This window comes from Pseudarthrobacter sp. PvP090, assembly GCF_040547365.1.
Lineage (GTDB): Bacteria > Actinomycetota > Actinomycetes > Actinomycetales > Micrococcaceae > Arthrobacter.
Genome location: NZ_JBEPPO010000011.1, coordinates 109,793 through 132,578 on the forward strand (window position 1 = coordinate 109,793; position 22,786 = coordinate 132,578).

Consider the following 22,786-nt stretch of genomic DNA (forward strand, 5'->3'; position numbering starts at 1 on the left):
CATCAGCCTAGTGCCTGCAGCCGGAGGCGGAGCCGGTCCGCTCAACGAAAAGCGCCACAGCCCGTGCGGTGGATGACCGGACGGGCCGTGGCGCTTAGCGGAGGGAGTTAGACCTTCGGGCTGGCTGCGGATTCAACCTTCAGCTTGCCGTCGGCGATGTCCTTCTTGATCTGGTCCAGCTCGGACTTCAGCTCGGCAGAAACCGCGGAGTCCAGGTCGTGGAACGGAGCCAGCTGCACGCCGTCGTTCGCGAGGGTGCCAACGTACGGCGTGTTGCTGAACTGGCCCTCCGTGTCCTGCTTCACCACGGTTTCAACAGCCTCGCCCATCAGCTTCATGACGGAGGAGAGCATGATGTCCTTGTAGTCCGGTGCCGTGAGGAAGCCGTCGGAGTCAACCCAGATGAGCTTGACGTCCTTGCCTGCTGCCTTGGCTTCCTTCAGGGCCGCGCCCGCACCCTTGCCGACTGGACCGGCCACGGGCATCACGATGTCCGCGCCCTGGTCCAGGAAGTTCTGGGTGAACTGCTTGCCCTTGTCCTGCTTTTCGAAGTCACCGGTGAAGGAACCGTCCTGCTTGGCCTTGTCCCAGCCAAGGACCTTGACGTCCGTTCCCTTCTGCTCGTTGTAGTACTTGACGCCGTCGGCGTAGCCGTCCATGAAGATGGTGACCGTGGGGATCTTGATGCCGCCGAAGGTGGCAACCGTTCCGGTCTTGGTGGTGCCGGCGGCGAGGTAGCCGGCCAGGAAGGCGGCCTGGGCCGTGTCGTAGATGATCGGCTTGACGTTGCTGATCGGGGTCTCGTAGCCGAAGTCGATGATGGCGAAGTGGCTGTTCGGGTTGGCCTCGGCCTGGGCCTTGGTGGCGTCGCCGAGGAGGAATCCGACCGTGACGGTCAGGTCGCAGCCGGCGGTGACCATCGCGCGCAGGTTGGGCTCGAAGTCGTTGTTGGTCTTGGACTCGGCCTGGTTGACCTTGATGCCGAGATCCTGCTCAGCCTTCTTCAGCCCCTCGTAGGAGGACTGGTTGAATGACTGGTCGTCGAATCCACCCGAGTCGGACACGATGCAGCCGGTGTAGTCGCTGGCCGTGGCGGTGACCGTGCTGCTGGCCGTCGGGGCTGCCCCGCAACCGGTCAGCAGGAGGGCAGCCGCACCGGCGGTGGCGACTCCGGCCATTGAACCGCGCTTGAACGTTGCACGCAGAGAGTTCTTCAATTTTCCTCCAGGAAGAAAGAGATAGGCGCTACGACGGAGCTCAATGAGTGTCTGTTGGCGGGGTTGCCGCTGAAACGCTGTTTTCACTGATGGATTTCGCAGCACTGCGCCGAGGCGCACTGATGGAAGCCACTTTAGTGTCCTGTGACACGTCCAAGTAGCACAGTTCACAGCGATTCCACAGATTGTTGAGAACTTGTTACCAAGCGGTAGGCACGGAACGCCCCGCACCGGGCGGTTCCGGTGCGGGGCGTTCAGCGTGCGGGCGGGAGGCGCGGGCGGGCCTAGAGCCGGACCAGCATCTTGCCGGTGTTGGCGCCGTCCAGCAGGTCCATGAAGGCCTGCGGTGCGTTCTCCAGTCCGTCCACGATGGTCTCGTCGTAGCGCACGGTGCCGTCGGCGAGCCAGCCGGACATGGCCTCGACGAACTCGGGCATGTGCTGCCAGTAGCCGCTGACCAGGAAGCCCTGGAGGGTCAGTTGCTTGCCGATCGCCTGCATCAGGTTCCGCGGGGCCGGCGTCGGCTCGGTGGAGTTGTACTGCGAAATCGCGCCGCACATGGCTACCCGGCCGCCGACGGTGAGCGCCGACAGGGCCGCTTCCAGGTGCTCCCCGCCGACGTTGTCGAAGTACACGTCGATTCCGCGGTCGCCGGCGGCAGCGGCGAGCTGCTCGGCAACCGGGCCGTCGTGGTAATTGAACGCCGCGTCGAAGCCGAGCTCCAAGAGCCGTGCCACCTTTTCCGGGGATCCCGCACTGCCAATGACACGGGACGCGCCCACTGCCTTGGCGATCTGGCCCACCAGGGAGCCGACAGCCCCTGCGGCGCCGGAGACGAAGACAACTTCGCCGGCTTTGAATCCGGCGACCTTGAGCAGTCCTGCATAGGCCGTCAGTCCGGTCATGCCGAGCGCGCCGAGGAACGCCGGTGCGGGGGCCAGATCGGTGCGGGCGGGGGTGGTGGCGCCGGCGTCGAGCACCGCATATTCCCGCCAGCCCAGGGAATGGACGACGGCGTCGCCCACCTGGCGGTCGGCTGCCCGGGAGGCGATGACCTCGCCGACGGCGCCGCCGTCGAGCGCGGTGTCCAGCGCAAACGGCGCCGAGTAGGACTTGACGTCGTTCATCCGGCCGCGCATGTAGGGGTCCACCGAGATGAAGAGGTTGCGGACCAGGACCTGTCCGTCCTGGAGTTCAGGCAGGGCCGTTTCGGCCAGGCGGAAGTTCTCCGGCGCGGGACGGCCGTGCGGGCGGGATGCCAGCTGGATCTCGCGGGTGGCGGCGGGCAGGGTGGTGGTGTGGGTGCTCATGCGGCGACCTCCAGAATGGTGATGTCGACAGTGATGTTGCCACGGGTGGCATTGGAATAAGGGCAGACCTCATGCGCCTTGGCCACGAGGGCCTCGGCCGTTTCCCGGTCCACGGCGGGCAGGGCGATTTCGAGTTCCGCGGCGATGCCGTAGCCGGGTCCGTCCCCGAGGGCGCCCAGGTGGATCCTGGCCGCGACGGCGGAATCCGTCAGGTCGGCCTTCTGCTGGCGCCCGACAAGGCGCAGGGCGGAATGGAAGCAGGCCGCGTAGCCGGCGGCGAAGAGCTGTTCCGGGTTGGTGCCTTCGCCGCTGCCGCCGAGTTCCACCGGGCTGGCCAGGGCGACGCTGAGCTTGCCGTCCTTGGTGACGGCGGTGCCGTCGCGGCCTTCGCCGGAGGCCAGGGCCTCGGCCGTGTAGAGGGTCTTCATGGGGGTATCCAATCTGTTGCGAAAATCTGGTGGCCGGTGGCGAATTCGCCGGAAGCCTGCGCAGTCGCCGTAAGTTTCCGGCGAGCGGGCGCGCTTCCCGCGATTTCGACGTCGGAGGGCAAGTCAGCGGGAGCCGAGAAGTGCGGCGGTGAGCCGGGCCAAAGTCTCGCGGAGCTGGTCAAGTTCGGCGGACGAAAGCCCGGCGGCGTCCGCGAGGCGCTGCGGGATGCCGGTGGCCCGGGCGCTGAGCGCGGTGCCGGCGTCGGTCAGGAAGACCTCAACCCGGCGCTCGTCCGCGGCGGACCGGCGGCGTTCCACGAGGCCCAGGGTCTCGAGCCGCTTGAGCAGCGGGGAGAGTGTGCCGGAGTCGAGCCCGAGCTCCTCCCCCAGTTCGCGGACGCTGCGCGGTTCGTCCTCCCAAAGCACCAGCATCACGAGGTACTGCGGGTAGGTCAGGCCGAGCTCGTCGAGCATCGGCCGGTACGCCGCCGTGGCGGCCCGGGAGGCCGAGTACATGGCGAAGCACAGCTGCCGGTTGAGGCGGGGGGCGTTGTCGCGGGGCGCATCGGTCATATAAATACGATAGTGCACAATTAGATTGTGCACAACTCAAGTAGCCCCAGGACGCCCCGCGAGGTCAGAGTCCGTCAAGCGGCCAACGACGGGCGCGAAGTTTCACCTCGGCGGCGCCAGGGTGCGCAGGATGGCGCGGCCCGGCGTCCGGCTAGAGGTCGCGGAGGGTGCGCAGGATGGCGCGGCCCGGCGTCCGGCTAGAGGTCGCGGAGGGTGCGCAGGGCTGCGGCGGTGAGGACCTTGATGCCCAGGCCCAGGGCGCGTTCGTCCAGGATGTAGTCGCCGCGGTGCAGGTCGTATTCCTCGCCGCCGGGGGTCTTGGTGCCCAGGCGCATCATGGCGCCGGGGAGGTCCGCGAGGAACCAGGCGAAATCCTCGCCGCCCATGGACTGCGGGGTCAGGACGACGGCCCCCTCGCCGATCTCGGCGCGGGCCGCGGCTTCGATCAGGGCGGTCTCGTGTTCGGAGTTCACGACGGGAGGCACGCCGCGGGTGTGTTCCAAATGGACGTCGACGCCGTACGGTGCGGCGATCTGCTGGATGACCTCGTCGAGGATCTCGCCGGCGCTGTGCCAGGCGTCCCGGTCCAGGCAGCGCATGGTGCCCGCCATGTAGCCGCTGGCCGGGATCGCGTTGGGCGCGGATCCGGCGGAGATGTGGCCCCAGACGACGGACACGCCGCTGCGGACATCAACCCGGCGGGACAGTACGGCGGGGACGTTGACCGCGATCTGCGCCAGGGCGAAGACGAGTTCTTCGGTCAGGTGCGGGCGTGAGGTGTGGCCGCCGCGGCCGGTGAGTTCGATCTTGATCGTGTCCGAGGCGGAGGTGATGGCGCCGATCCGGGTGCCGATCTTGCCCACTTCGATCCGGGGGTCGCAGTGCAGGGCGAAGATCCGCGGAACGCCGTCGAGGACGCCCTGCTCGATGCAGCTCTGGGCGCCGCCGGGCATGGTTTCCTCGGCGGGCTGGAAGATGATCCGGACGGTACCGCGCAGCGGCGACTCCTCGTGCATGCGCTGCAGGACCAGTGCCGCGCCGAGCATGGTCGCGGTGTGGACGTCGTGCCCGCAGGCGTGGGTGACGCCGTGGTTCTTCGAGGCGAACGGCAGGCCTGTCTCCTCGATGATCGGGAGGGCATCGATGTCGCCGCGCAGGGCGGTGGCGATCGGACCGTCCCCGATGTCCACCGTCAGGCCGGTTCCCTCGAGGCGCCGGGGCTTCAGCCCGGCTTCCTGGAGGCGCTTTGCGAGCTTGTCCGTGGTGCGGAACTCCTTGAAGGAGAGCTCCGGGTGCGCGTGCAGGTCCCGGCGGAACGCGATCAGCTCCGGCAGCAGGGGCTCGAGCCACGGCCCGACCAAGGTGGTGGGCTCAGCTTCAGTAGAGTAGTTACGCACGGAATAACTCTAGCGAGCGCACAAAGAATAGCGGCATCGCGTACGGCGCGTTACGGTTCGGCGAACATTTCGCGGCCGGCCCGGCAGGGGCGGAAGACCCTGAAGAACGCCGCAAGCTACAGAACGTCGGTGTCGCCGCTGGCCTTGAGGGCGTCGACAGCCTGCTTCACGCGCTGCGAGTGCTCCTTGTGCATCACGAGCAACGCGTCAGGGGTGTCCACCACCACGACGTCCTTGATCCCGATCAGCGCGATGACGCGTTTGGTATCGGAGACCACCACGCCGCTCGCGTCCTCCGTGAAGACGCGGGCGCCCTCACCAATCACGGTGACGTCTTTGACTTCCTTGGCGCTGTTGAGCCGGCCCACCGAGGCGAAGTCCCCGACGTCGTCCCACCGGAACGTACCGGGAACGACGGCGACGTCGCCCGCGACGGCTGCCGGTTCCGCCACGGCGTAGTCAATGGCGATCTTGGGCAGGGTGGGCCAGATGCGGGCCTGGACTTCGTCGCGCTGCGGGGTGTCCCAGGCCTTGGCGATCTCCTGCACCCCAGCGAAGAGTTCGGGCTGGTTGGCTTCGAGGTGCTTGAGCATGAGCGACACGGGAGCCACGAACATCCCGGCGTTCCAGACATATTCGCCGCTGTCGAGGTACTCCTGGGCGACCTCTTCGCTGGGCTTTTCCACGAATTCGACGACGGTCTGGGCGCTGGGTGCCCCGGACACGCCGAGGTTCTTCCCGGCGCGGATGTAACCGAAACCGGTGGAAGGATGCGTGGGCTTGATGCCGATCGTGACGATCTTCCCGGCCGCGGCCGCGTGGATGGCCTCCCTGACGGCGTCATGGAATAACTCGTCGGGGCTGATCACCTGGTCCGCGGCGAAGGAGCCCATGATCGTGTCCGGGTTGCGCTCGTGCAGGATGGCCGCGGCGAGGCCGATGGCGGCCCCGGAGTCCTTGGGCTCGCTCTCCAGCACCAGGTCCGCGTCGTCAATCTCCGGCAGTTGGTGGCAGACCGCATCGCGGTGGGCCTTGCCGGTCACCACGAGCATGTGCTTGCCGGCGAGAGGTTCCAGCCGGTCGTACGTGGACCGCAGCAGGGTACTGCCCGAACCCGTGAGGTCGTGAAGGAATTTGGGGGCTGCTGCCCGCGACAGGGGCCAGAGGCGGGTCCCCACACCGCCTGCCGGAATCACCGCAATAAACCGGCCCAGGGCCGAATTGTTGAGTGAATCCTGGCTTGTCGCTTTGTCTGTAGTCATCACGGCTACTTTAGCCGAACGCCATGGGCCCGTCCTTTATCTGATGGAGGACACGGCCCCGCACCGGCCTCCCGGGGCCAGCCATGAGGCCGTACGGGTACTCCCCGGCAGACAATCGAATGTGGCGTTTGTCTCAAAACCGGACGAAAACCCCGCCGGGGCGCCGTCACCAACGGGTGGCTGAATTGAATAAGCTGTAAGCGAAGCCTAGATTTAGGCTTGAGCTTACGAGTGCTCTCGCAGCAGGCGTTCCCCCCGCGTGGATCCCATGCCAGCGCCGCTGTGTTGCAGGGAGGTTTATTCAGTGCCGACAAAACCAGCTGGCACCTTGTACCGCGGCCGTGAAGGCATGTGGTCCTGGGTCGGACATCGCATTACCGGTGTAGTGATCTTTTTCTTCTTGTTGGTCCACGTCCTGGACACCTCATTGGTGCGTGTGTCCCCGGAGGCCTACACCGCCGTGATCGGTGCCTACAAGAACCCCCTGATGGCCCTGGGTGAAACGGGCCTTGTCGCAGCGATCGTGTTCCACGCCTTCAACGGCCTGCGGATCATCGCCGTCGACTTCTGGAAGAAGGGCGCCAAGTACCAGCGCCAGATGCTGTGGACGGTGCTCATTCTCTGGGCAGTCGTCATGGTGGGCTTCTCCATCCGCCACCTTTCCCTCGCCCTTGGAGGTCACTAGCCATGAGTGCAACTCAGATTGAGAGCCCGCGCAGCCCCAAGGCGCCCGCTGCAAAGGTCGGCAGCAACCGGATTGCGCCGCAGTACCGCCGCAACGGCAGTTCCAAGGGGAACTTCGAAATGCTCGCATGGCTCTTCATGCGGCTTTCGGGCGTGGTGCTGGTTGTCCTGATCTTCGGGCACCTGACCGTCAACCTGCTGGTGGGCGAGGGCATCCACGCGATCGACTTCGGTTTTGTGGCAGGCAAGTGGGCCGATCCGTTCTGGCAGATCTGGGACCTCGCCATGCTGTGGCTCGCCATGCTGCACGGCACCAACGGTGTGCGCACCATCATCAACGACTACGCCGAAAAGGACGCCACGCGCCTGTGGCTGAAGATCGTGCTGTACGCGGCCACCACCGCCATCATCATCCTGGGCACCCTGGTCATCTTCACCTTTGACCCGTGCCCCGTGGTCAACGGTGTCCAGCTGCCCGGCGGGTTCTGCCCCGCGCCGTAGCGGCGCAGCCCCAGCGGCACCCGATCCCTTGCCTGCCCGGTGCGGGCAAGGGATTTCCACGAGGTTTCACCGGTCTGGCTCCGCCGGCCGGTGCTGTTAGCGAATTTTGAGAGAAAGAGCGTCTGGTATGCAGGTCCATAAGTACGACGTCGTCATCGTCGGTGCCGGTGGCGCCGGGATGCGCGCGGCGATCGAATCAGGTCAGCGCGCCCGAACAGCAGTACTGACCAAGCTGTACCCCACCCGCTCCCACACCGGCGCGGCGCAGGGCGGCATGTGCGCGGCCCTGGCCAACGTCGAGGAAGACAACTGGGAGTGGCACACCTTCGACACCATCAAGGGCGGCGACTACCTGGTTGACCAGGACGCCGCCGAGGTCATGGCGAAGGAAGCGATCGACGCCGTCCTGGACCTGGAAAAGATGGGCCTGCCGTTCAACCGCACGCCCGAGGGCCGGATTGACCAGCGCCGTTTCGGCGGCCACACCCGCGACCACGGCAAGGCACCGGTCCGCCGTGCCTGCTACGCCGCCGACCGCACCGGCCACATGATCCTGCAGACCCTGTACCAAAACTGCGTCAAGCACAACGTCGAGTTCTACAACGAGTACTACGTCCTTGACCTGCTCACGGTCGAGGAAGACGCTGTCCGCGAGGACGGCACGCCGTACAAGCAGAAGCGCACGGCCGGCGTCGTGTCCTACGACCTCGCCTCCGGCGAGCTGCACGTCTTCCAGGCCAAGTCCGTGGTGTTCGCCACCGGCGGCGCCGGCAAGGTCTTCAAGACCACGTCCAACGCCCACACCCTCACCGGCGACGGCATGGGCATCGCGTTCCGCCGCGGCATCCCGCTGGAGGACATGGAGTTCTACCAGTTCCACCCGACAGGCCTCGCCGGCCTGGGCATCCTCCTCTCCGAGGCCGCCCGCGGCGAAGGCGCGATCCTGCGCAACTCCGAGGGTGAGCGCTTCATGGAGCGCTACGCCCCGACCATCAAGGACCTCGCCCCCCGCGACATCGTGGCCCGTTCCATGGCCAACGAGGTCCGTGAGGGACGCGGCTGCGGCCCGAACAAGGACTACGTCCTCCTGGACCTGACGCACCTTGAGCCGGCGCACATCGACGCCAAACTGCCGGACATCACCGAGTTCGCGCGCACCTACCTCGGTGTGGAACCGTACACGGAGCCGGTTCCGGTCTTCCCGACGGCGCACTACGCCATGGGCGGCATCCCCACGAACATCACCGCCGAGGTCCTCCAGGACAACGACACCGTCGTTCCGGGCCTCTACGCCGCCGGTGAGGTTGCCTGCGTCTCCGTTCACGGCTCCAACCGCCTGGGCACCAACTCGCTGCTGGACATCAACGTCTTCGGCAAGCGCGCCGGCATTGCCGCCGCGGAGTACGCCAAGACCGCCGACTTCGTGGATCTCCCCGTTGACCCGGAGGCGTACACCCTGGACCTGCTGAACCACGTCCGCACCTCCGACGGCACCGAGAAGGTCGCTGCGATCCGCAAGGAACTGCAGGACACCATGGACGCCAACATGCAGGTGTTCCGCACCGCCGAGACGCTGAACCAGGTCCTGAGCGACATCGCGTCCTTCGAGGAGCGGTACCAGCGCATCAGCGTCCAGGACAAGGGCAAGCGCTTCAACCTGGACCTGCTCGAGGCCGTGGAGCTGGGCTTCCTGCTGGAGCTCGCCAAGGTCATGACCGTGGCGGCCCTGCACCGCGAGGAATCCCGCGGCGGCCACTTCCGCGAGGACTTCCCCGAGCGCGACGACGACAAATTCATGAAGCACTCCATGGCGTATAAGGATGAGCATGCTCCGGCGGATGGTTCCGCTGAGGCGATCGCGGGCATCCGGCTTGCCACCAAACCGGTGGTCTTTACGCGCTACGAGCCGATGGTGAGGAAGTACTAAGATGACCGCTGAACTCGCTGAGCCAGCCTCCAAGATCGAACTGCCCGCCCACATCGGTGGCGGCGGGGACATCCCGTCCTTCGACGTCCACCTGCGCGTGCGCCGCTACAACCCGGAGGTCTCCGACGAGTCCACCTGGGATGACTTCCACGTGACCATGTACGGCACGGACCGCGTCCTCGACGCCCTGCACAAAGTCAAGTGGGAAATCGACGGCAGCGTCTCCTTCCGCCGTTCCTGTGCGCACGGTGTCTGCGGTTCCGATGCCATGCGCATCAACGGCCGCAACCGCCTCGCCTGCAAGACCCTGCTGAAGGACCTGGACACGTCCAAGCCCATCACGGTCGAGCCGATCAAGGGCCTCCCGGTGGAGAAGGACCTGATCGTGGACATGGAGCCGTTCTTCCAGTCCTTCCGCGAGGTCATGCCGTTCCTGATCAACCGCGGCCACGAGCCCACCAAGGAACGCCTGCAGTCCGCCGAGGACCGCGAACGGTTCGACGACACCACCAAGTGCATCCTGTGCGCCGCGTGCACCTCGTCCTGCCCGGTGTTCTGGACCGACGGCCAGTACTTCGGTCCGGCGGCGATCGTCAACGCGCACCGCTTCATCTTCGATTCCCGTGATGATGCGGGCGACATGCGCCTGGAGATCCTCAACGACAAGGAAGGCGTGTGGCGCTGCCGCACCACCTTCAACTGCACCGAGGCATGCCCCCGCGGCATCCAAGTCACGCAGGCAATCGCAGAGGTCAAGCAGGCCATCCTGTCCCGCAAGATCTAGCGTTAGCTCCACAAGAATCACGACGACGGCGCCTCTCACCTTCCGGGTGGGGGCGCCGTCGTCGTTTTACCGCATGAAACGAAAGGTCCACGTGTCCCGCTCCGAAAAAGTCTCCTTCCAGGGTTCCACCGGCGAGCTTCTCTCCGGCATCGTCGACGTCCCCGAGGGGCCGGTGAAGGGCTGGGGCGTGTTCTCGCACGGCTTCACGCTGGGCAAGGACAGCCCCTCGGCCTCGCGGCTGTGCAAGGCGCTGGCGGACAACGGCGTGGGCATGCTCCGCTTCGACAACCTGGGCCTCGGCGAATCCGCCGGCCTGTGGTCGGAGGGCTCCTTCAGCCACAAGGTGGCGGACACCGTGAAGGCCGCCGAATTCATGCGGGACTCCGGCCGGCCGGTCTCGCTGCTCGTGGGCCACTCCTTTGGCGGAGCCGCCGTGCTGGCGGCCGCGCGGGAGATCCCGGAGCTCGACGCCGTGGCCACCGTGGGCGCGCCGTTCTCCCCCAAGCATGTGGCCCATGTCTTTGACGCCGCCCTGGACCGGATCCTCAGCGAGGGCAGCGCCGAGGTGGACCTGGGCGGCAAACGGGTGGAGATCCGCCGGCACTTCGTGGAGGACCTGGAAAACGCCGACCTAACGGACTGCATCCGGCGGCTGGGGAAGCCGCTGCTGGTGCTGCACTCCCCCACCGACAACACCGTCGGCATCGAGAATGCCAGCACCATCTTCCAGACGGCACGGCATCCGCGCAGCTTCGTGTCGCTGGAGGGCAGCGATCACCTGTTGACGGCCAAAGGCCAGGCGGCCCGCGCCGGGAAGATTATTTCAGCCTGGGCCGACCAGTACCTCGACGCCACCTCGTAGCCGCTGCCGGGCGGTGGCTCTCCCCGGACTCCACGGGAGTCTTGCCCGGCTGGACCCGGCGGGCACCCCACCCGGTCGTTTTGTTGGCGGGCGCCAGGCTGAGGTCCTGCTCTCGGATCGCCACCCACGCGGCGCAGATGACATAGACCTGGCTGACCAGGTTGAACCAGATCAGCAGGCCGATGATGATGGCGAAGGGCGCCAGGATAGGGTTCTTGCCCGCACTGGCCAGCAGCTGCGTGCTGAAGATCTGCAGCACTGTGGTGCCCACCGCGGCGAGGATCGTCCCTTCCAGCAGTGAGCGCCGGGCCGGCTTCAGCCCCGCAGCCACCCGGAACATGATCAGGGCGGTACCCCAGCCGAGCAACAGCGGCACGAGGATCGTGACGGAGGTGGTCAGGGGCCCGGCCAGCAGCGGATCGAGGTCCAGCTGCGCGGCCACCCAGTCCGCCGCGGTGCCGAACACCAGCGAAACGGCCGCGCTGGTCACCAGGGCCACCCCCAGCAGGAGCAGGGTGCCGACGTCGCGCAGGATCTGCAGGACCGGATTCATGCCCCGCGGGCCGAGCTGCATCATGCCCCGCACGCCGTCGCGGACGCCGCTGATCCAGCCCAGGGAGGTAAACACCGTCACCGCGGCGGCGATCACGGCCGCCCAGCCCAGGCTGGCGGGGTTCAGCAGCGCGTACGGGTCAACCAGCCCCTCGCTGCCGTCGACCTGCAACAGGCCGGGCGCGGTCAGGGCCACGCTCTTGATGATCTGGTCCAGCAACGCAGGCTGTCCGCTCAGGAAAAGGCCAGCCAGGGACAACCCGGTGGCCAACAGGCCCGTGACGGAGAAAAACATCCTGAACCCGATGCCGGCGCTCATCAGCGGCCCGTGCTGGCGTCCGTAGTGCTGGAACGCGCGCAGCGGCAGGATCGTGTTGAGCCGGGCCAGCAGCCACGCCACCATTGCCATCAGCGACGCCATGCCCCCGCCGCCGGAACGTCGAACCTTGCCCCAGTCGACCCTCTTCCGGATGACTTCCAGTTTCAGCCCGGCCAGATCGGTGGGAAGGGGCGGTTCAGCGGGCGCCCCGGGCACCGTCCTCGCCTCGGTCGTTGTCACGTTCGGTCCCAAAGTCAAGCTCTTCCCGTAGCTGCCAGATGCCGTTGTCATCGTGCTCGTAAAGTCCCATGCTAGCCACCGGGAACGTGGCCCTGTAATCCTTAAGCGCCGTTTCGGCCTCATCGAGACTCTCGGGGGCGACGTCGTGGGCGACGGTGACGTGCGGGTGGTACGCAAACGGCAGTTCCCGCTCCAGCGGTCCGGCCTGCAGCTGCTGGTGCAGGCTGACGCAGTCCCCGAAGCCGTCCTCCACGTTGAGGAAGACCACCGGAGACACCGGCCGGAAGGACCCGGTCCCGGCGATGGTCACGTTGAAGGGCTCCTGCCTGCTCGCCACGTTGCGCACATGGTTGCGCGTCGCTTCCCAGTCCTGGGTCATGGTGGTGGTCACCAGCGTGATGTGGGCGGGGATGACGCCCGCCATGGGGTCACCGAAGGACGCCCGCCAGCGCTGGAGCTCTTCGGTGATCTCCGTCGGGAACCCCAGGATCACGCCGATGCTGATGCCTTCGGTGCGCTGTCCGTTGCCCGCGGCGTCCTGGATCTCTGCAGCCGCGCTGCCGCCGGCCCGCGCGGTGGTGCGTGCCGGCTTGTTAGCGGTGACTTTGCTGACGGAGGACATTGCGCTAGCGGACTCCCTGGGTTCCGGCGTAGGGCAGGAACCCCACCTTGGCGTAGACGTCGCGGAGGGTGACCGAGGCGATTTCGCGGGCCTTGTCGGCGCCGAGCGCCAGCAGCCGGTCCAGCTCCGCGGGGTCATCCAGCAGTTCGTTGGCCCGGTCCCGGATGGGGGTCAGGCGCTCCGCGACGACCTCGGCGAGGTCGACCTTGAGGTGGCCATACATTTTGCCCTGGTAGGCCGCGACAAGGGACTCCACGCTCTGCCCGGTGATCGCCGAGTAGATGGTGAGGAGGTTGGAGACCCCGGGCTTCGCCTCGCGGTCGAAGCGGATCTCCGTCTCCGCGTCCGTCACCGCGGACTTGATCCGCTTGGCGATGACCTTGGGGTCGTCCAGGAGGTTGATCAGCCCCGCCGGCGACTCCGCCGACTTGGACATCTTGGCGGTGGGGTTCTGCAGGTCGTAGATCTTGGCGGATTCCTTCTGGATGAAGGGCGCGGGCACGTTGAAGGTCTCGCCGAAGCGGGTGTTGAACCGATGGGCCAGGTCGCGGCTGAGCTCCACGTGCTGCCGCTGGTCCTCTCCCACCGGCACGCCGTGCGGCTGGTAGAGGAGGATGTCCGCGGCCTGCAGGACCGGGTAGGTGAACAGGCCAACGCTGGCCTGGTCCGAGCCGTGCCGGGAGGCCTTGTCCTTGAACTGGGTCATCCGGGAGGCCTCGCCGAAGCCGGTGATGCAGTTCAGGACCCAGGCCAGCTGCGCGTGCTCGGGCACCTGGGACTGGACAAAGAGCGTGCACTTGTCCACGTCCACGCCGCCGGCAATATACTGTGCGGCCGTGACCCGGGTGCGGTGGGCCAGTTCGGCGGGATCCTGCGGAACCGTGATCGCGTGCAGGTCCGGGATGAAGAAGATGGCGTCAAACTCATCCTGCATCCGGACCCAGTTCACCAGGGCGCCGAGGTAGTTGCCCAGGTGCAGGGAATCCGCCGAGGGCTGCATGCCGGAGAGGATGCGCTGCCGCGTCCCGGAGGGGGCAGCGGCGGAGGCGGGGGCTGCGGCGGCGGAGGCAGCGGCGGTTTCGGCGGCAGCGTCGCTGACCGGGGTCACGGTGGAAGGAGAAGTCATTCGTGGGAGCCTTAAGACTAGAGCCGGTAGTCCACTACCAGCGGGGCATGGTCGGAGAAGCGGGTGTCCCAGGACGGTGCCCGGTCAACAACGGCTGACACTGCGGCAGCAGCGAGAGCGGGCGTGGCCATGTGGTAATCAATGCGCCAGCCGGTGTCGTTGTCGAAGGCCTGTCCCCGTTGCGACCACCAAGTGTAGGGGCCGTCGACGTTACCCGCCAGGCCCCTGTGAACATCCTTCCAGCCGATATCCTCGCCAAAGAAGCGGTCGAAGTAGGCCCGCTCCTCCGGCAGGAAGCCGGCACGTTTGACGTTGCCCTTCCAGTTCCTGATGTCCAGTTCCGTGTGGCCGACGTTGAGGTCGCCCACCACGAGGGCATGGTCGCTGTGTTTGGCCAGTTCGGGAAGCCGGTCGACCATGACGTCGAGGAAGCGGAACTTGTCGTCCTGCTTCGGGGTGCCCGCCTCGCCGGAGTGCACATAGGCGCTGGCGACGGTCAGCTGCGAGGCCTCCCCCGCCGCGTTGCGGACGGTGTAGTCGGCTTCGACCCAGCGGCCGGCGGTGGCGAAGTAGTCCTCGCCGATGCCCACGCGGGTCTGCAGGGGTTCGGTCCGGGAGGCGATGGCGACGCCCGCGCGGCCCTTGGCCTCGGCTTCCGCGTGCAGGATGTACCAACCCTCGCCGAGCAGTTCGTGGACGATCGCGTCGGGTGCGCGGACCTCCTGCAGGCAGAGGATGTCCACTTCGCGGGGCTCAAGCCATTCCGCCATGCCCTTCTTGTAGGCGGCACGGAGGCCATTGACGTTGACTGATGCGATGCGAAGGTTGTCCTTCTTCAATGCCGAACTCACCCGATCCACTCTAGTCGACAATGGTTCCGGCGACGGGTTCGTCAGCGCCGCCGGAGGACTTGATCATGTCCCGGGCGTTGGTGGCGGTGATCTCGATGGTCTCGAGCGCCCGGCGGATGGTGTCCTGGTCCGAGGCGGCGCCCTTCGCCCGCTCCTGCTCGACAACGCGGACCTGCACCTGCACGATCTTGAAGGAGTGGTCGAGTTTCAGGTCCCGGACCTCGTCGGCTTCGCGGCGGACCTCCACGAGGCGGGTGCTGCCGTGGTCAACACTGCCCGACGACGGCGCCCGGCCGGCGGCCGCGTTGAAGGCGTTCTGCGCCTCGGTGAGCCTGGCGCCGGCCTTCCTGGCTGCCTTCTGGATGCTGAAGACGACGAAGGAGGCCAGGGCGAGCCAGAACCCGGCAATGATCGCCACGATCCAGCCGACGACGTCATTCTGGTTCGCGGCGAAGATGACCGCGACGACGAAGGCGATGATAAACACCATCATCCCGGGACCGCTGATGCGGAACATGGAGAACTTGCCCGTGGCGGTGTTGTACGCGGACGGCTTGGAAGACTCGGAGTTGCCCAGAGATTGCATGAGCCTATTATCGCAAACCCCCGCTGCGCCCCGGCGCGCTTCCACCCGGGGCGAACAGGCGCCCCGCCACGCCCCGGGCCCGGCCGGGACCGCATGCTCCTGTGCCGAAGGACGGCTACTTGAGGAACAGCTTGCGCAGGCGGCTCGTGGTGAGCAGGACGCCGAGGGCAATCATGACGAGGTAGTAGCCGATGTGCACGGCCGTGGCCGGGGTGAAGACCCCCACGCTGATCTGCCGGAGCAGCTCCACGCCGTGCCACAGCGGCATGGCCTGGATGAGCCACTGGATGTACTGCGGGTACACGGTCAGCGGGTAGAAAGTGGCGCTGAACAGGAACATCGGCAGCATCACGAAGTTGATCCAGTCCATTTGCTGGAACGTCTTCATGAAGCTGGTGATGCCCATACCGAAACTCGCGAATCCAAAGGCGATGAGCACCGACGCCGGGATCATCAGGATGGCCCAGGGCGTGGTGATGAGGCCCATGACGCCCATGACGGCCGTGAATCCGGTGGCGTACATGGCCCCGCGCAGCAGGGCCAGGAAGATCTCCCCCATCGCGACGTCCAGCGGCCCCAGGGAGGTGTAGAGCATGCCCTGGTACAGCTTGGCGAAGTTCATCTTGAAGAAGACGTTCCAGGTGGAGTCATAGACGGCGCCGTTCATGGCGGAGACGGCCAGCAGCGCCGGGGCGATGTAGGCGGCGTAGGAGATCTCCCCGCCGCCGGGCCCCTGCACCGTGCCGACGATCGCGCCCAGGCCCACGCCCATCGCGATCAGGTAAAGCACGGGCTCGAAGAAGCCGGAGAGCATGACCATCCAGTTGCTGCTCTTGGTGGCCATGAGCCCGCGGGCGACGACGGCGCGGACGTTGCGGGAGTACAGCGGCCCGAAGCGCCGGCGGCGTGCGGCGTCCGTGACGCTGCGGTCCCCCGCATTGAAACTTCCGGTCAGCACGCTCATGATGCCATCCTTCTGGCGAACCGGCGTTTGGTCAGGACCCAGCCGGCAGCCGCCAGGCCCAGCAGGAAGACGAGGTGGACGATGGTGAGCCATGGCTCTTCCTCGTACCCGTAGCTGACCACGCGGCCGAGTTCCGTTCCGTGCCAGATCGGGGAGATCCAGCCGATCCAGCGTACGGCGAGGGGCAGGGTGTCCAGCGGGAAGAAGGTGCCGGAGAACAGGAACAGCGGCATCACGATGAAGCGCATGACCATGGCGAACTGGCCCTTGTCCTCCCTGATCGAGGCGGCGTAGGCCATCAGCGGCAGGCCGAAGGACAGCCCGGCGAGCGTGGCGATGAGGATCGAAACCCAGGCCCAGGCGCCGGGTGCGGCCCCGAACAGCGCGACGACGGCAAAGTAGATGGCCGACTGCAGCAGGAAGCGGATGCTCACGGCGATGACCTGGCCGCCGGCAATCTGCTCCGGAGTCAGCGGCGAGGCGTGCGGGCCGTAGTAGACCCGGCGCCATTTGAAGCCGTCCATCACCGGGAACGTGAACTCATTGGCGGCCGTCATGACGGCCGCCGAGATCAGCAGGGCCGGCGCGATGAAGGTCAGGTAGCTGACCCCGCCGAAGACGCCCGCGCCGTTGGCCTCGACCAGCGTGGCCAGCCCCACGCCCATCGCGAAGAGGTAGGCCACCGGCTGCCCCACTCCGTACATGACGATGGTCCAGCCGTAGCCCTTCATGACCCGCAGGACCTGTTCGGCGTAGTAGAAGGCGCCCCAGCGCCGGGCCCGGGCGGCCGAGACTTCCGGCGGGTGCGCGCGCAAGCCCGGCGGCGCCGTCGTGCCCGCCGTCGCCTGTGGTGCCGACGCCGGTGTCGCCGACGCCGGTGTCGCCGACGCCGCTTCTCCCTTAGTCAACGAGGCTCCTGCCCGTCAGGCGCAGGAAGACGTCCTCGAGCGAGGACCGGCGCACCAGCGAGGTCACTGGGCGCAGTCCGCGGGCGGAGACCTCTTCGAGGGCGGCCTCGCCGTCGTGAGCGTAGATCAGGACGCGGTCCGGGAGGGTTTCCAGCCGTTCGCCGATGCCTTCGAGTTCGGCGCCGATGGTGGCGTTGCGTTCCGAGCCGAAGCGCAGCTCGAGGACCTCGCGGGTGGAGTATTCGCGGATCAGGCTGGCGGGCGAGCCCTCGGCCATGATCCTGCCCTTGTCCACCACGATCAGGCGGTCGCAGAGCTGCTCGGCCTCGTCCATGTAGTGGGTGGTGAGGATCAGGGTGACGCCCTGCTCCTTGAGCCGGAACAGCCGGTCCCAGAGGATGTGCCGGGCCTGCGGGTCCAGCCCGGTGGTGGGTTCGTCCAGGAGCAGGATCCGGGGTTCGTTAATGAGGGACCGCGCGATCGTGAGGCGGCGCTTCATGCCGCCGGAGAGCGCGTCGACCTTGGACTTGGCCTTGTCCGTGAGCTGCGCGAATTCCAGCAGCTCGTCCGCCTTGGGCCTGAGGTAGCTCATGGGCAGCCCGAAGTAGCGCCCGTAGACCAGGAGGTTGTCCCGGACCTTGAGTTCCTCGTCCAGGTTGTCCTGCTGCGGGACGACGCCCAGGTGCGCGCGGACCTCGGGCCCGTTCTGGTCCGGGTCCAGGCCCATGATGCTCAGGCTCCCGGAGGTCCGCTGGGACACCCCGCCGATCATCTTCATGGTGGTGGACTTGCCGGCGCCGTTGGGGCCCAGCAGGCCGAAGGCCTCGCCGGCGGGCACGGAGAACGAGATACCGTCGACGGCGACGACGTCGCCGTAGCGTTTGGTCAGGTTCTCGGCGGTGATCACATACTGCGGCGGGCCGGTTTCGGCGGGGCTGCTCACTGGCGCGTCCTTTTGGGAGGCTTCCTTGGCTGAGGATTCTCTCGAGACTAGTTCAGGCACCCGAATCACGGTAGTGGATCCCGCCGAACTATGAAAGGGTCTCTTCGTAAAAAATCCAGACGTTTGCCATTCCGTGATGTCCGGGGGCTTAAACGGCGACTTAAACGGCACAGGGCGCCGCCTCCGGGACGGAAGCGGCGCCCGTGGACAGGCGGGCTCAGACGGTGCCGGAAGGGCCCGCCTCCGCCAGGTGGCGTTCGGCGGTTTCCACCACGTTGGCCAGCAGCATGGCGCGGGTCATCGGGCCCACTCCCCCGGGATTCGGGGACAGCCAAGCGGCGACGTCGGCAGCGGCGGGGTCCACGTCCCCGGTGACCACAGCCTTGCCCGAGCCGTCATCGACACGGCTGACGCCGACGTCGAGCACGATAGCGCCCGGTTTGAGGTCCGCCGCCTTGATCATGTGCGGCTGGCCGGCCGCGGCAATCACGACGTCGGCCTGCCGGAGTTCGGCGGGCAGGTCGACCGTGCCGGTGTGGGCCAGGATGACCGTGGCGTTGACGTCCTTGCGGGTGAGCAGCAGTCCCACCGGGCGGCCGATGGTGACCCCGCGGCCCACCACCAGCACGCGCTTTCCGTTGAGGCTGATGCCGTGCCGGGTGAGCAGCTCCACGCAGCCCTTGGGGGTGCACGGCAGCGGGGACTTCATGGGGCCGCTGACGTTGGCCACGAGCCGGCCCAGGTTCATCGGGTGGAGGCCGTCGGCGTCCTTGTCGGGGTCCATGGCCTCCAGGATGACGTCCTGGTCGATGTGCTTGGGCAGCGGGAGCTGGACGATGTAGCCGGTGCATTCCGGGTTGTCGTTGAGCTCCCGGACCACGGCCAGCAGTTCCTCCTGGGTGGTCTCCTCCGGCAGGTCGCGGCGGATGGACGTGATGCCCACCTCGGCGCAGTCCTTGTGCTTGCCGCCGACGTACCAGGTGCTGCCCGGGTCGGAGCCGACCAGGATGGTGCCCAGGCCCGGGACGATCCCGCGGGTCTTGAGCGCGGCCACGCGTTCGGTCAGTTCGGCCTTGATGGTGGCGGCGGTGGCCTTGCCGTCGAGGATGCGGGCCTTTTCAGCCGTGTGTGCAGTCTCTGCAGAGGTCATGGCCTACCACTGCTCGTGCTGCGGGTACAGCGGGAAGTCGGCGGCGAGCTTGTCCACGCGGGACTGGAGCGCCTCGATGTCGGTGGCGGCACCCGCCTTCAGCGCGGTGGCGATGATCTCGGCGACCTCGGTGAACTCCTCGGCGCCGAAGCCGCGGGTGGCCAGCGCCGGGGTGCCGATCCGCAGGCCGGAGGTGACCATCGGCGGGCGCGGGTCGAACGGCACGGCGTTGCGGTTGACCGTGATGCCCACCGAGTGCAGGAGGTCTTCGGCCTGCTGGCCGTCGAGCTGGGAGTTGCGCAGGTCCACCAGGACCAGGTGCACGTCCGTGCCGCCGGTCAGGACGGAGACGCCGGCGTCGGACACGTCGGACTGGTTGAGGCGGTCGGCGATGATCCGGGCGCCCTCGAGGACGCGCTCCTGGCGCTCCTTGAATTCTTCGGTGCCGGCGATCTTGAACGCGACGGCCTTCGCGGCGATCACGTGCATGAGCGGTCCGCCCTGCTGGCCCGGGAAGACGTTGGAGTTGATCTTCTTGGCCCACTCCTTCTTGGCCAGGATCACGCCGGAGCGGGGCCCGGCGAGGGTCTTGTGGACGGTGGAGGTGACGACGTCGGAGTACGGGACCGGGCTCGGGTGCAGGCCGGCGGCCACGAGTCCGGCGAAGTGCGCCATGTCGGTCCAGAGGAGGGCGCCGACTTCGTCGGCGATCGAGCGGAAGGCCTCGAAGTCGAGGTGGCGCGGGTAGGCGGACCAGCCGGCGATGATCACCTGGGGCTTCTCGGCGATGGCCTGCGCGCGGAGCTTGTCCATGTCGAGGCGGAAGTTGTCCTGCTCGACCTGGTACGCGGCGACCTCGTAGAGCTTGCCGGAAAAGTTGAGCTTCATGCCATGGGTCAGGTGGCCGCCGTGGGCCAGGGACAGGCCCAGGATCTTGTCACCCGGGGTGATCATCGCGGAGAGTGCCGCGGCGTTGGCCTGGGCGCCGGAGTGCGGCTGGACGTTGGCGTATTCGGCGCCGAAGAGCTCCTTGACCCGGTCGATCGCGAGCTGCTCGGCGATGTCGACGTACTCGCAGCCGCCGTAGTAGCGGCGGCCGGGGTAGCCCTCGGCGTACTTGTTGGTCAGGACCGAGCCCTGGGCTTCCATCACAGCGCGCGGGGCGAAGTTCTCGGAGGCGATCATTTCCAGGGTGCCGCGCTGGCGGCCAAGCTCCTGGGCAAGGACTGCGGCGATTTCGGGGTCAAGGTCGGCCAGCGGCTGGTTGCTCACGGCGGCTGAGGAAAGGCTAAGAGAGGTGGTCACGGGGAACTCCTGGCTAGGCAACGGGCACTGCTTAAGGTCAGGTTACCGGCTGGCCCGCGGCGGCGCCCCTAGATTACGGCCCCGGACAGCGGGTACGCGACAAGGCGCCGGCACCCGTGCGGGGTGCCGATGCGGGCCGGCAGCTGGTCGCTGCCAACCGGAAAAACATGACCCTCGGCCCAGGCGTACGATCCGTGGTCTTCGTGAGTGCCGCTCCCTGGTGGTTAGCCACCCAACGCCAGTTGCGACCGTTCCAGAGTACCCCAGACCCGCGGCCCGGACCGAGCCCCCGGTGGACCGCGGGTAGGCTTGTCTTCCGTGACTGACGACCAGCTGACTGCTTCCTATATCCTGACCCTCTCCTGCCCGGACCGCCAAGGCATCGTGCACGCCGTGGCGGGCGCCCTGCTCGTCGCGGGCTGCAATATTACGGACTCGCAGCAGTACGGCAGCCAGAGCACCGGCACCTTCTTTATGCGCGTCGAGGCCACGACGGCGTCCTCCCAGCTGGAGCTTCAGGCCGCCCTGGAGCCGGTGGCCCAAGCCTTCGGCATGCAGTGGAGCCTGAACCCGGCCGGGCGGAAGGTCCGCACCCTGCTGATGGCCAGCACGTCGGCGCACTGCCTCAATGACCTGCTGTTCCTGCAGCGCTCCGGCACCCTGCCCATCGAGATCCCGGCCATCGTGTCCAACCACCGTGACCTGGCGGGCCTGGCCGAGTTCTACGGCATCCCCTTCCACCACATCCCGGTCACCGCGGACACCAAGGTCCAGGCCGAGGACGAGCTGCGGAAGCTGATGGCCGAGCATGACATCGAGCTCACCGTCCTTGCCCGCTACATGCAGATCATCTCCGACGACCTGTGCCAGCAGCTGACCGGCAAGGCCATCAACATCCACCATTCCTTCCTGCCGTCCTTCAAGGGCGCCAAGCCCTACCACCAGGCGCACGCCCGGGGCGTGAAGCTCATCGGCGCCACGGCGCACTACGTCACCGCCGCCCTGGACGAGGGTCCGATCATCGAACAGGAAGTCATCCGGGTCGACCACCGCCGCACGGCCGAGCAGTTCGTCCAGATGGGCCGCGATGTGGAGGCCCGCACGCTGGCCCAGGCCGTGCAGTGGCATGCCGAGCACCGGGTCCTGCTGGACGGGAACCGGACGGTTGTTTTCAACTGAGCCCGGTTGGATTTTCCCGGTTGTATTCAGCTGACGCCGGTCATTGAATAGGGGTATGGCACATTCCCCGGAAGACCCGCTGACCGAGTTCGTGGCCCTGCTCAAGGCAGAGGGCCGCAGGGGTGTCCTCGGCCTGGACTGCGGGCAGGGCTCGGACGGGCTGCGCTTTGTCCAGTCCGGCATCCACTTCACCGGCGTCGACCCCTCCGAGGAGAACATCCACACGGCACGGGCCCGGGGCCTGGAAGCCTCGGTCGCGGCGGCCGGCTCCCTGCCCTTTGCCGACTCGGTGTTCCCATCGGTGTGGGCGGTCGACGCCTTCGCGGCGCTGCCCCCCGAGGCATGGGACGACGTCGTCCGGGAACTGGAGCGGGTGGCCGCGCCCGGGGCTCCGATCGCCGTCGTCCTCCCCGAAGACCGCCATCCCGCCCAGGACCCCGAGCAGGACTTTCCAAAACAGGGCCCCGGCGTCACGGTGCTCCGTTCCCCCGCCTGAAAACACCCGTTGCCCTATCACTTTTGGTCGTTCCCAGCGCTCAGAGTGACCATATGTGATAGCGCATCGGGCTCAGGGGCGGCGCACGCTGCGCATGTACCCGCCCAGGAAGCCTCCGACGATCAGCAGGACGCCGCCCAGCCGGGCCAGCTGCACGCCCAGGTCGTGCCGGCCGCGGGAACGTGCGGCCCACGAGGCCAGGAAGACCAGCGTCGCCGTGCCGTTCGCAGCGGCGTGGACGACGCCGACGCGCCGCGTGGCGTGGTCCGCCCGGGCCCATTCGGCCCAGCCGCTGAGTCCGGTGGGGGCGGCCGCGGCGACGCCGAGGGCCACGAGCCGGGTTGCTGCCCGCCGGGTTCCTTCGTCCGGGAAGAGGTCCAGGAAGATCGCCATGAACCAGGCCCCGAACGGCACATCGGTGGCGATCGTGTGCGGCGGGATGCCGGTGGCGTCGCCCCGGAAGAAGCGGCGCAGCCTGGCGTTCGCCACCAGCCGGCCGGCGAGCGGCTCCGCCACCCGGACGGCCGGGTCGAGGCGGTCCGACTGCTCCAGCCGCCGCATCATTCGCAGGAACATCCCGTCTTCCGTCACCACGGACCC

Annotated in this window: 24 protein-coding genes and 1 riboswitch; of the genes, 7 read left to right on the forward strand and 17 right to left on the reverse strand. The window is 67.3% G+C overall.

Features of this window, described 5'->3' with window-relative positions; all coding sequences use genetic code 11:
* Positions 1 to 107: 107 nt before the first annotated feature.
* The 6 genes from ABIC21_RS14085 to ABIC21_RS14110 all read right to left on the reverse strand — a co-directional run bounded on the left by ABIC21_RS14085 (position 108) and on the right by ABIC21_RS14110 (position 6,187).
* Positions 108 to 1,217 carry a BMP family lipoprotein gene (locus ABIC21_RS14085; RefSeq protein ID WP_502936003.1) on the reverse strand — a complete coding sequence of 370 codons (1,110 nt, stop codon included), beginning with the start codon at positions 1,215 to 1,217 and terminating at the stop codon, positions 108 to 110.
* A 284-nt stretch (positions 1,218 to 1,501) separates the two neighbouring features.
* A complete protein-coding gene (locus ABIC21_RS14090) occupies positions 1,502 to 2,527 on the reverse strand; it encodes an NADP-dependent oxidoreductase (protein ID WP_354351007.1) in 1,026 nt (341 codons plus the stop codon).
* Complete coding sequence (locus ABIC21_RS14095) at positions 2,524 to 2,955, reverse strand: organic hydroperoxide resistance protein (protein ID WP_354351008.1); 432 nt, start codon at positions 2,953 to 2,955, stop codon at positions 2,524 to 2,526. Before ABIC21_RS14095 ends, ABIC21_RS14090 begins: the two co-directional genes overlap by 4 nt.
* Before the next feature lie 123 nt (positions 2,956 to 3,078).
* The gene (locus ABIC21_RS14100; RefSeq protein ID WP_354351009.1) at positions 3,079 to 3,528 is read right to left on the reverse strand and encodes a MarR family winged helix-turn-helix transcriptional regulator; all 450 of its coding nucleotides are present in this window, start codon (positions 3,526 to 3,528) and stop codon (positions 3,079 to 3,081) included.
* A 197-nt stretch (positions 3,529 to 3,725) separates the two neighbouring features.
* Positions 3,726 to 4,925: an amidohydrolase gene (locus tag ABIC21_RS14105; protein ID WP_354351010.1), complete on the reverse strand. Its 1,200-nt coding sequence runs from the start codon at positions 4,923 to 4,925 to the stop codon at positions 3,726 to 3,728.
* Between the two features lie 116 nt (positions 4,926 to 5,041).
* Positions 5,042 to 6,187, reverse strand: a complete 1,146-nt coding sequence (locus ABIC21_RS14110) for a mannose-1-phosphate guanylyltransferase (protein ID WP_354351011.1) — start codon at positions 6,185 to 6,187, stop codon at positions 5,042 to 5,044.
* Positions 6,188 to 6,491: 304 nt separating this feature from the next.
* Here ABIC21_RS14110 and sdhC point away from each other — a divergent pair, with 304 nt between their 5' ends.
* From sdhC to ABIC21_RS14135, 5 genes are all read left to right on the forward strand, one after another.
* Positions 6,492 to 6,872 (forward strand): succinate dehydrogenase, cytochrome b556 subunit, encoded by a 381-nt coding sequence (gene sdhC, locus ABIC21_RS14115; RefSeq protein ID WP_082492811.1) that lies wholly within the window; start codon positions 6,492 to 6,494, stop codon positions 6,870 to 6,872.
* A 2-nt stretch (positions 6,873 to 6,874) separates the two neighbouring features.
* Positions 6,875 to 7,372: a succinate dehydrogenase hydrophobic membrane anchor subunit gene (locus tag ABIC21_RS14120; protein WP_354351012.1), complete on the forward strand. Its 498-nt coding sequence runs from the start codon at positions 6,875 to 6,877 to the stop codon at positions 7,370 to 7,372.
* Between the two features lie 127 nt (positions 7,373 to 7,499).
* A complete protein-coding gene (gene sdhA, locus ABIC21_RS14125) occupies positions 7,500 to 9,299 on the forward strand; it encodes a succinate dehydrogenase flavoprotein subunit (protein WP_354351013.1) in 1,800 nt (599 codons plus the stop codon).
* A 1-nt stretch (position 9,300) separates the two neighbouring features.
* Positions 9,301 to 10,083 carry a succinate dehydrogenase iron-sulfur subunit gene (locus tag ABIC21_RS14130; RefSeq protein ID WP_226774031.1) on the forward strand — a complete coding sequence of 261 codons (783 nt, stop codon included), beginning with the start codon at positions 9,301 to 9,303 and terminating at the stop codon, positions 10,081 to 10,083.
* 91 nt (positions 10,084 to 10,174) lie between these two features.
* Positions 10,175 to 10,945, forward strand: coding sequence for an alpha/beta hydrolase family protein (locus tag ABIC21_RS14135; protein ID WP_354351071.1), 771 nt, complete (start codon positions 10,175 to 10,177; stop codon positions 10,943 to 10,945).
* Here ABIC21_RS14135 and ABIC21_RS14140 read toward each other — a convergent pair.
* The 10 genes from ABIC21_RS14140 to glyA form a co-directional block, all read right to left on the reverse strand.
* The gene (locus ABIC21_RS14140) at positions 10,902 to 12,068 is read right to left on the reverse strand and encodes a YihY/virulence factor BrkB family protein (RefSeq protein WP_502936005.1); all 1,167 of its coding nucleotides are present in this window, start codon (positions 12,066 to 12,068) and stop codon (positions 10,902 to 10,904) included. The genes ABIC21_RS14135 and ABIC21_RS14140 overlap by 44 nt on opposite strands.
* Complete coding sequence (locus ABIC21_RS14145) at positions 12,013 to 12,678, reverse strand: 2'-5' RNA ligase family protein (protein ID WP_354351014.1); 666 nt, start codon at positions 12,676 to 12,678, stop codon at positions 12,013 to 12,015. Before ABIC21_RS14145 ends, ABIC21_RS14140 begins: the two co-directional genes overlap by 56 nt.
* A 4-nt stretch (positions 12,679 to 12,682) precedes the next feature.
* Positions 12,683 to 13,804: a tryptophan--tRNA ligase gene (gene trpS / locus ABIC21_RS14150; RefSeq protein ID WP_354351015.1), complete on the reverse strand. Its 1,122-nt coding sequence runs from the start codon at positions 13,802 to 13,804 to the stop codon at positions 12,683 to 12,685.
* A 17-nt stretch (positions 13,805 to 13,821) separates the two neighbouring features.
* Positions 13,822 to 14,655, reverse strand: a complete 834-nt coding sequence (locus ABIC21_RS14155; RefSeq protein WP_354351016.1) for an exodeoxyribonuclease III — start codon at positions 14,653 to 14,655, stop codon at positions 13,822 to 13,824.
* Between the two features lie 10 nt (positions 14,656 to 14,665).
* Positions 14,666 to 15,241, reverse strand: coding sequence for a hypothetical protein (locus tag ABIC21_RS14160; RefSeq protein ID WP_354351017.1), 576 nt, complete (start codon positions 15,239 to 15,241; stop codon positions 14,666 to 14,668).
* Between the two features lie 115 nt (positions 15,242 to 15,356).
* Positions 15,357 to 16,205: an ABC transporter permease gene (locus tag ABIC21_RS14165; protein WP_354351018.1), complete on the reverse strand. Its 849-nt coding sequence runs from the start codon at positions 16,203 to 16,205 to the stop codon at positions 15,357 to 15,359.
* A complete protein-coding gene (locus ABIC21_RS14170) occupies positions 16,202 to 17,020 on the reverse strand; it encodes an ABC transporter permease (RefSeq protein WP_354351073.1) in 819 nt (272 codons plus the stop codon). The genes ABIC21_RS14165 and ABIC21_RS14170 overlap by 4 nt, the downstream gene beginning before the upstream one ends.
* Before the next feature lie 85 nt (positions 17,021 to 17,105).
* The gene (locus ABIC21_RS14175) at positions 17,106 to 18,056 is read right to left on the reverse strand and encodes an ABC transporter ATP-binding protein (protein ID WP_354351019.1); all 951 of its coding nucleotides are present in this window, start codon (positions 18,054 to 18,056) and stop codon (positions 17,106 to 17,108) included.
* Between the two features lie 217 nt (positions 18,057 to 18,273).
* Positions 18,274 to 19,206: a bifunctional methylenetetrahydrofolate dehydrogenase/methenyltetrahydrofolate cyclohydrolase gene (locus ABIC21_RS14180; RefSeq protein WP_354351020.1), complete on the reverse strand. Its 933-nt coding sequence runs from the start codon at positions 19,204 to 19,206 to the stop codon at positions 18,274 to 18,276.
* A gap of 3 nt (positions 19,207 to 19,209) precedes the next feature.
* Positions 19,210 to 20,511, reverse strand: a complete 1,302-nt coding sequence (glyA, locus tag ABIC21_RS14185) for a serine hydroxymethyltransferase (RefSeq protein WP_354351021.1) — start codon at positions 20,509 to 20,511, stop codon at positions 19,210 to 19,212.
* Positions 20,512 to 20,681: 170 nt separating this feature from the next.
* Positions 20,682 to 20,767, reverse strand: a riboswitch (ZMP/ZTP riboswitch).
* Positions 20,768 to 20,829: 62 nt separating this feature from the next.
* Between glyA and purU the strand changes: the two genes are divergently transcribed.
* Positions 20,830 to 21,690: a formyltetrahydrofolate deformylase gene (gene purU, locus ABIC21_RS14190; protein WP_354351022.1), complete on the forward strand. Its 861-nt coding sequence runs from the start codon at positions 20,830 to 20,832 to the stop codon at positions 21,688 to 21,690.
* A gap of 55 nt (positions 21,691 to 21,745) precedes the next feature.
* Positions 21,746 to 22,186 carry a class I SAM-dependent methyltransferase gene (locus ABIC21_RS14195; protein ID WP_354351023.1) on the forward strand — a complete coding sequence of 147 codons (441 nt, stop codon included), beginning with the start codon at positions 21,746 to 21,748 and terminating at the stop codon, positions 22,184 to 22,186.
* Between the two features lie 72 nt (positions 22,187 to 22,258).
* On the opposite strand, the gene ABIC21_RS14200 is transcribed toward ABIC21_RS14195, so the two are convergent.
* Positions 22,259 to 22,780 (reverse strand): hypothetical protein, encoded by a 522-nt coding sequence (locus ABIC21_RS14200; RefSeq protein WP_354351024.1) that lies wholly within the window; start codon positions 22,778 to 22,780, stop codon positions 22,259 to 22,261.
* Positions 22,781 to 22,786 lie beyond the last annotated feature (6 nt).

Bases quoted from the DNA above. Each gene is read 5' to 3' on its own strand.
- ABIC21_RS14100 (WP_354351009.1), bottom strand. From the start codon at position 3,528: ATGACCGATGCGCCCCGCGACAACGCCCCCCGCCTCAACCGGCAGCTG.
- ABIC21_RS14180 (WP_354351020.1), bottom strand. From the start codon at position 19,206: ATGACCTCTGCAGAGACTGCACACACGGCTGAAAAGGCCCGCATCCTC.
- trpS (WP_354351015.1), bottom strand. From the start codon at position 13,804: ATGACTTCTCCTTCCACCGTGACCCCGGTCAGCGACGCTGCCGCCGAA.
- sdhA (WP_354351013.1), top strand. From the start codon at position 7,500: ATGCAGGTCCATAAGTACGACGTCGTCATCGTCGGTGCCGGTGGCGCC.
- ABIC21_RS14195 (WP_354351023.1), top strand. From the start codon at position 21,746: ATGGCACATTCCCCGGAAGACCCGCTGACCGAGTTCGTGGCCCTGCTC.
- ABIC21_RS14165 (WP_354351018.1), bottom strand. From the start codon at position 16,205: ATGAGCGTGCTGACCGGAAGTTTCAATGCGGGGGACCGCAGCGTCACG.
- ABIC21_RS14145 (WP_354351014.1), bottom strand. From the start codon at position 12,678: ATGTCCTCCGTCAGCAAAGTCACCGCTAACAAGCCGGCACGCACCACC.
- ABIC21_RS14130 (WP_226774031.1), top strand. From the start codon at position 9,301: ATGACCGCTGAACTCGCTGAGCCAGCCTCCAAGATCGAACTGCCCGCC.
- ABIC21_RS14095 (WP_354351008.1), bottom strand. From the start codon at position 2,955: ATGAAGACCCTCTACACGGCCGAGGCCCTGGCCTCCGGCGAAGGCCGC.
- ABIC21_RS14160 (WP_354351017.1), bottom strand. From the start codon at position 15,241: ATGCAATCTCTGGGCAACTCCGAGTCTTCCAAGCCGTCCGCGTACAAC.
- ABIC21_RS14120 (WP_354351012.1), top strand. From the start codon at position 6,875: ATGAGTGCAACTCAGATTGAGAGCCCGCGCAGCCCCAAGGCGCCCGCT.
- ABIC21_RS14110 (WP_354351011.1), bottom strand. From the start codon at position 6,187: ATGACTACAGACAAAGCGACAAGCCAGGATTCACTCAACAATTCGGCC.
- ABIC21_RS14090 (WP_354351007.1), bottom strand. From the start codon at position 2,527: ATGAGCACCCACACCACCACCCTGCCCGCCGCCACCCGCGAGATCCAG.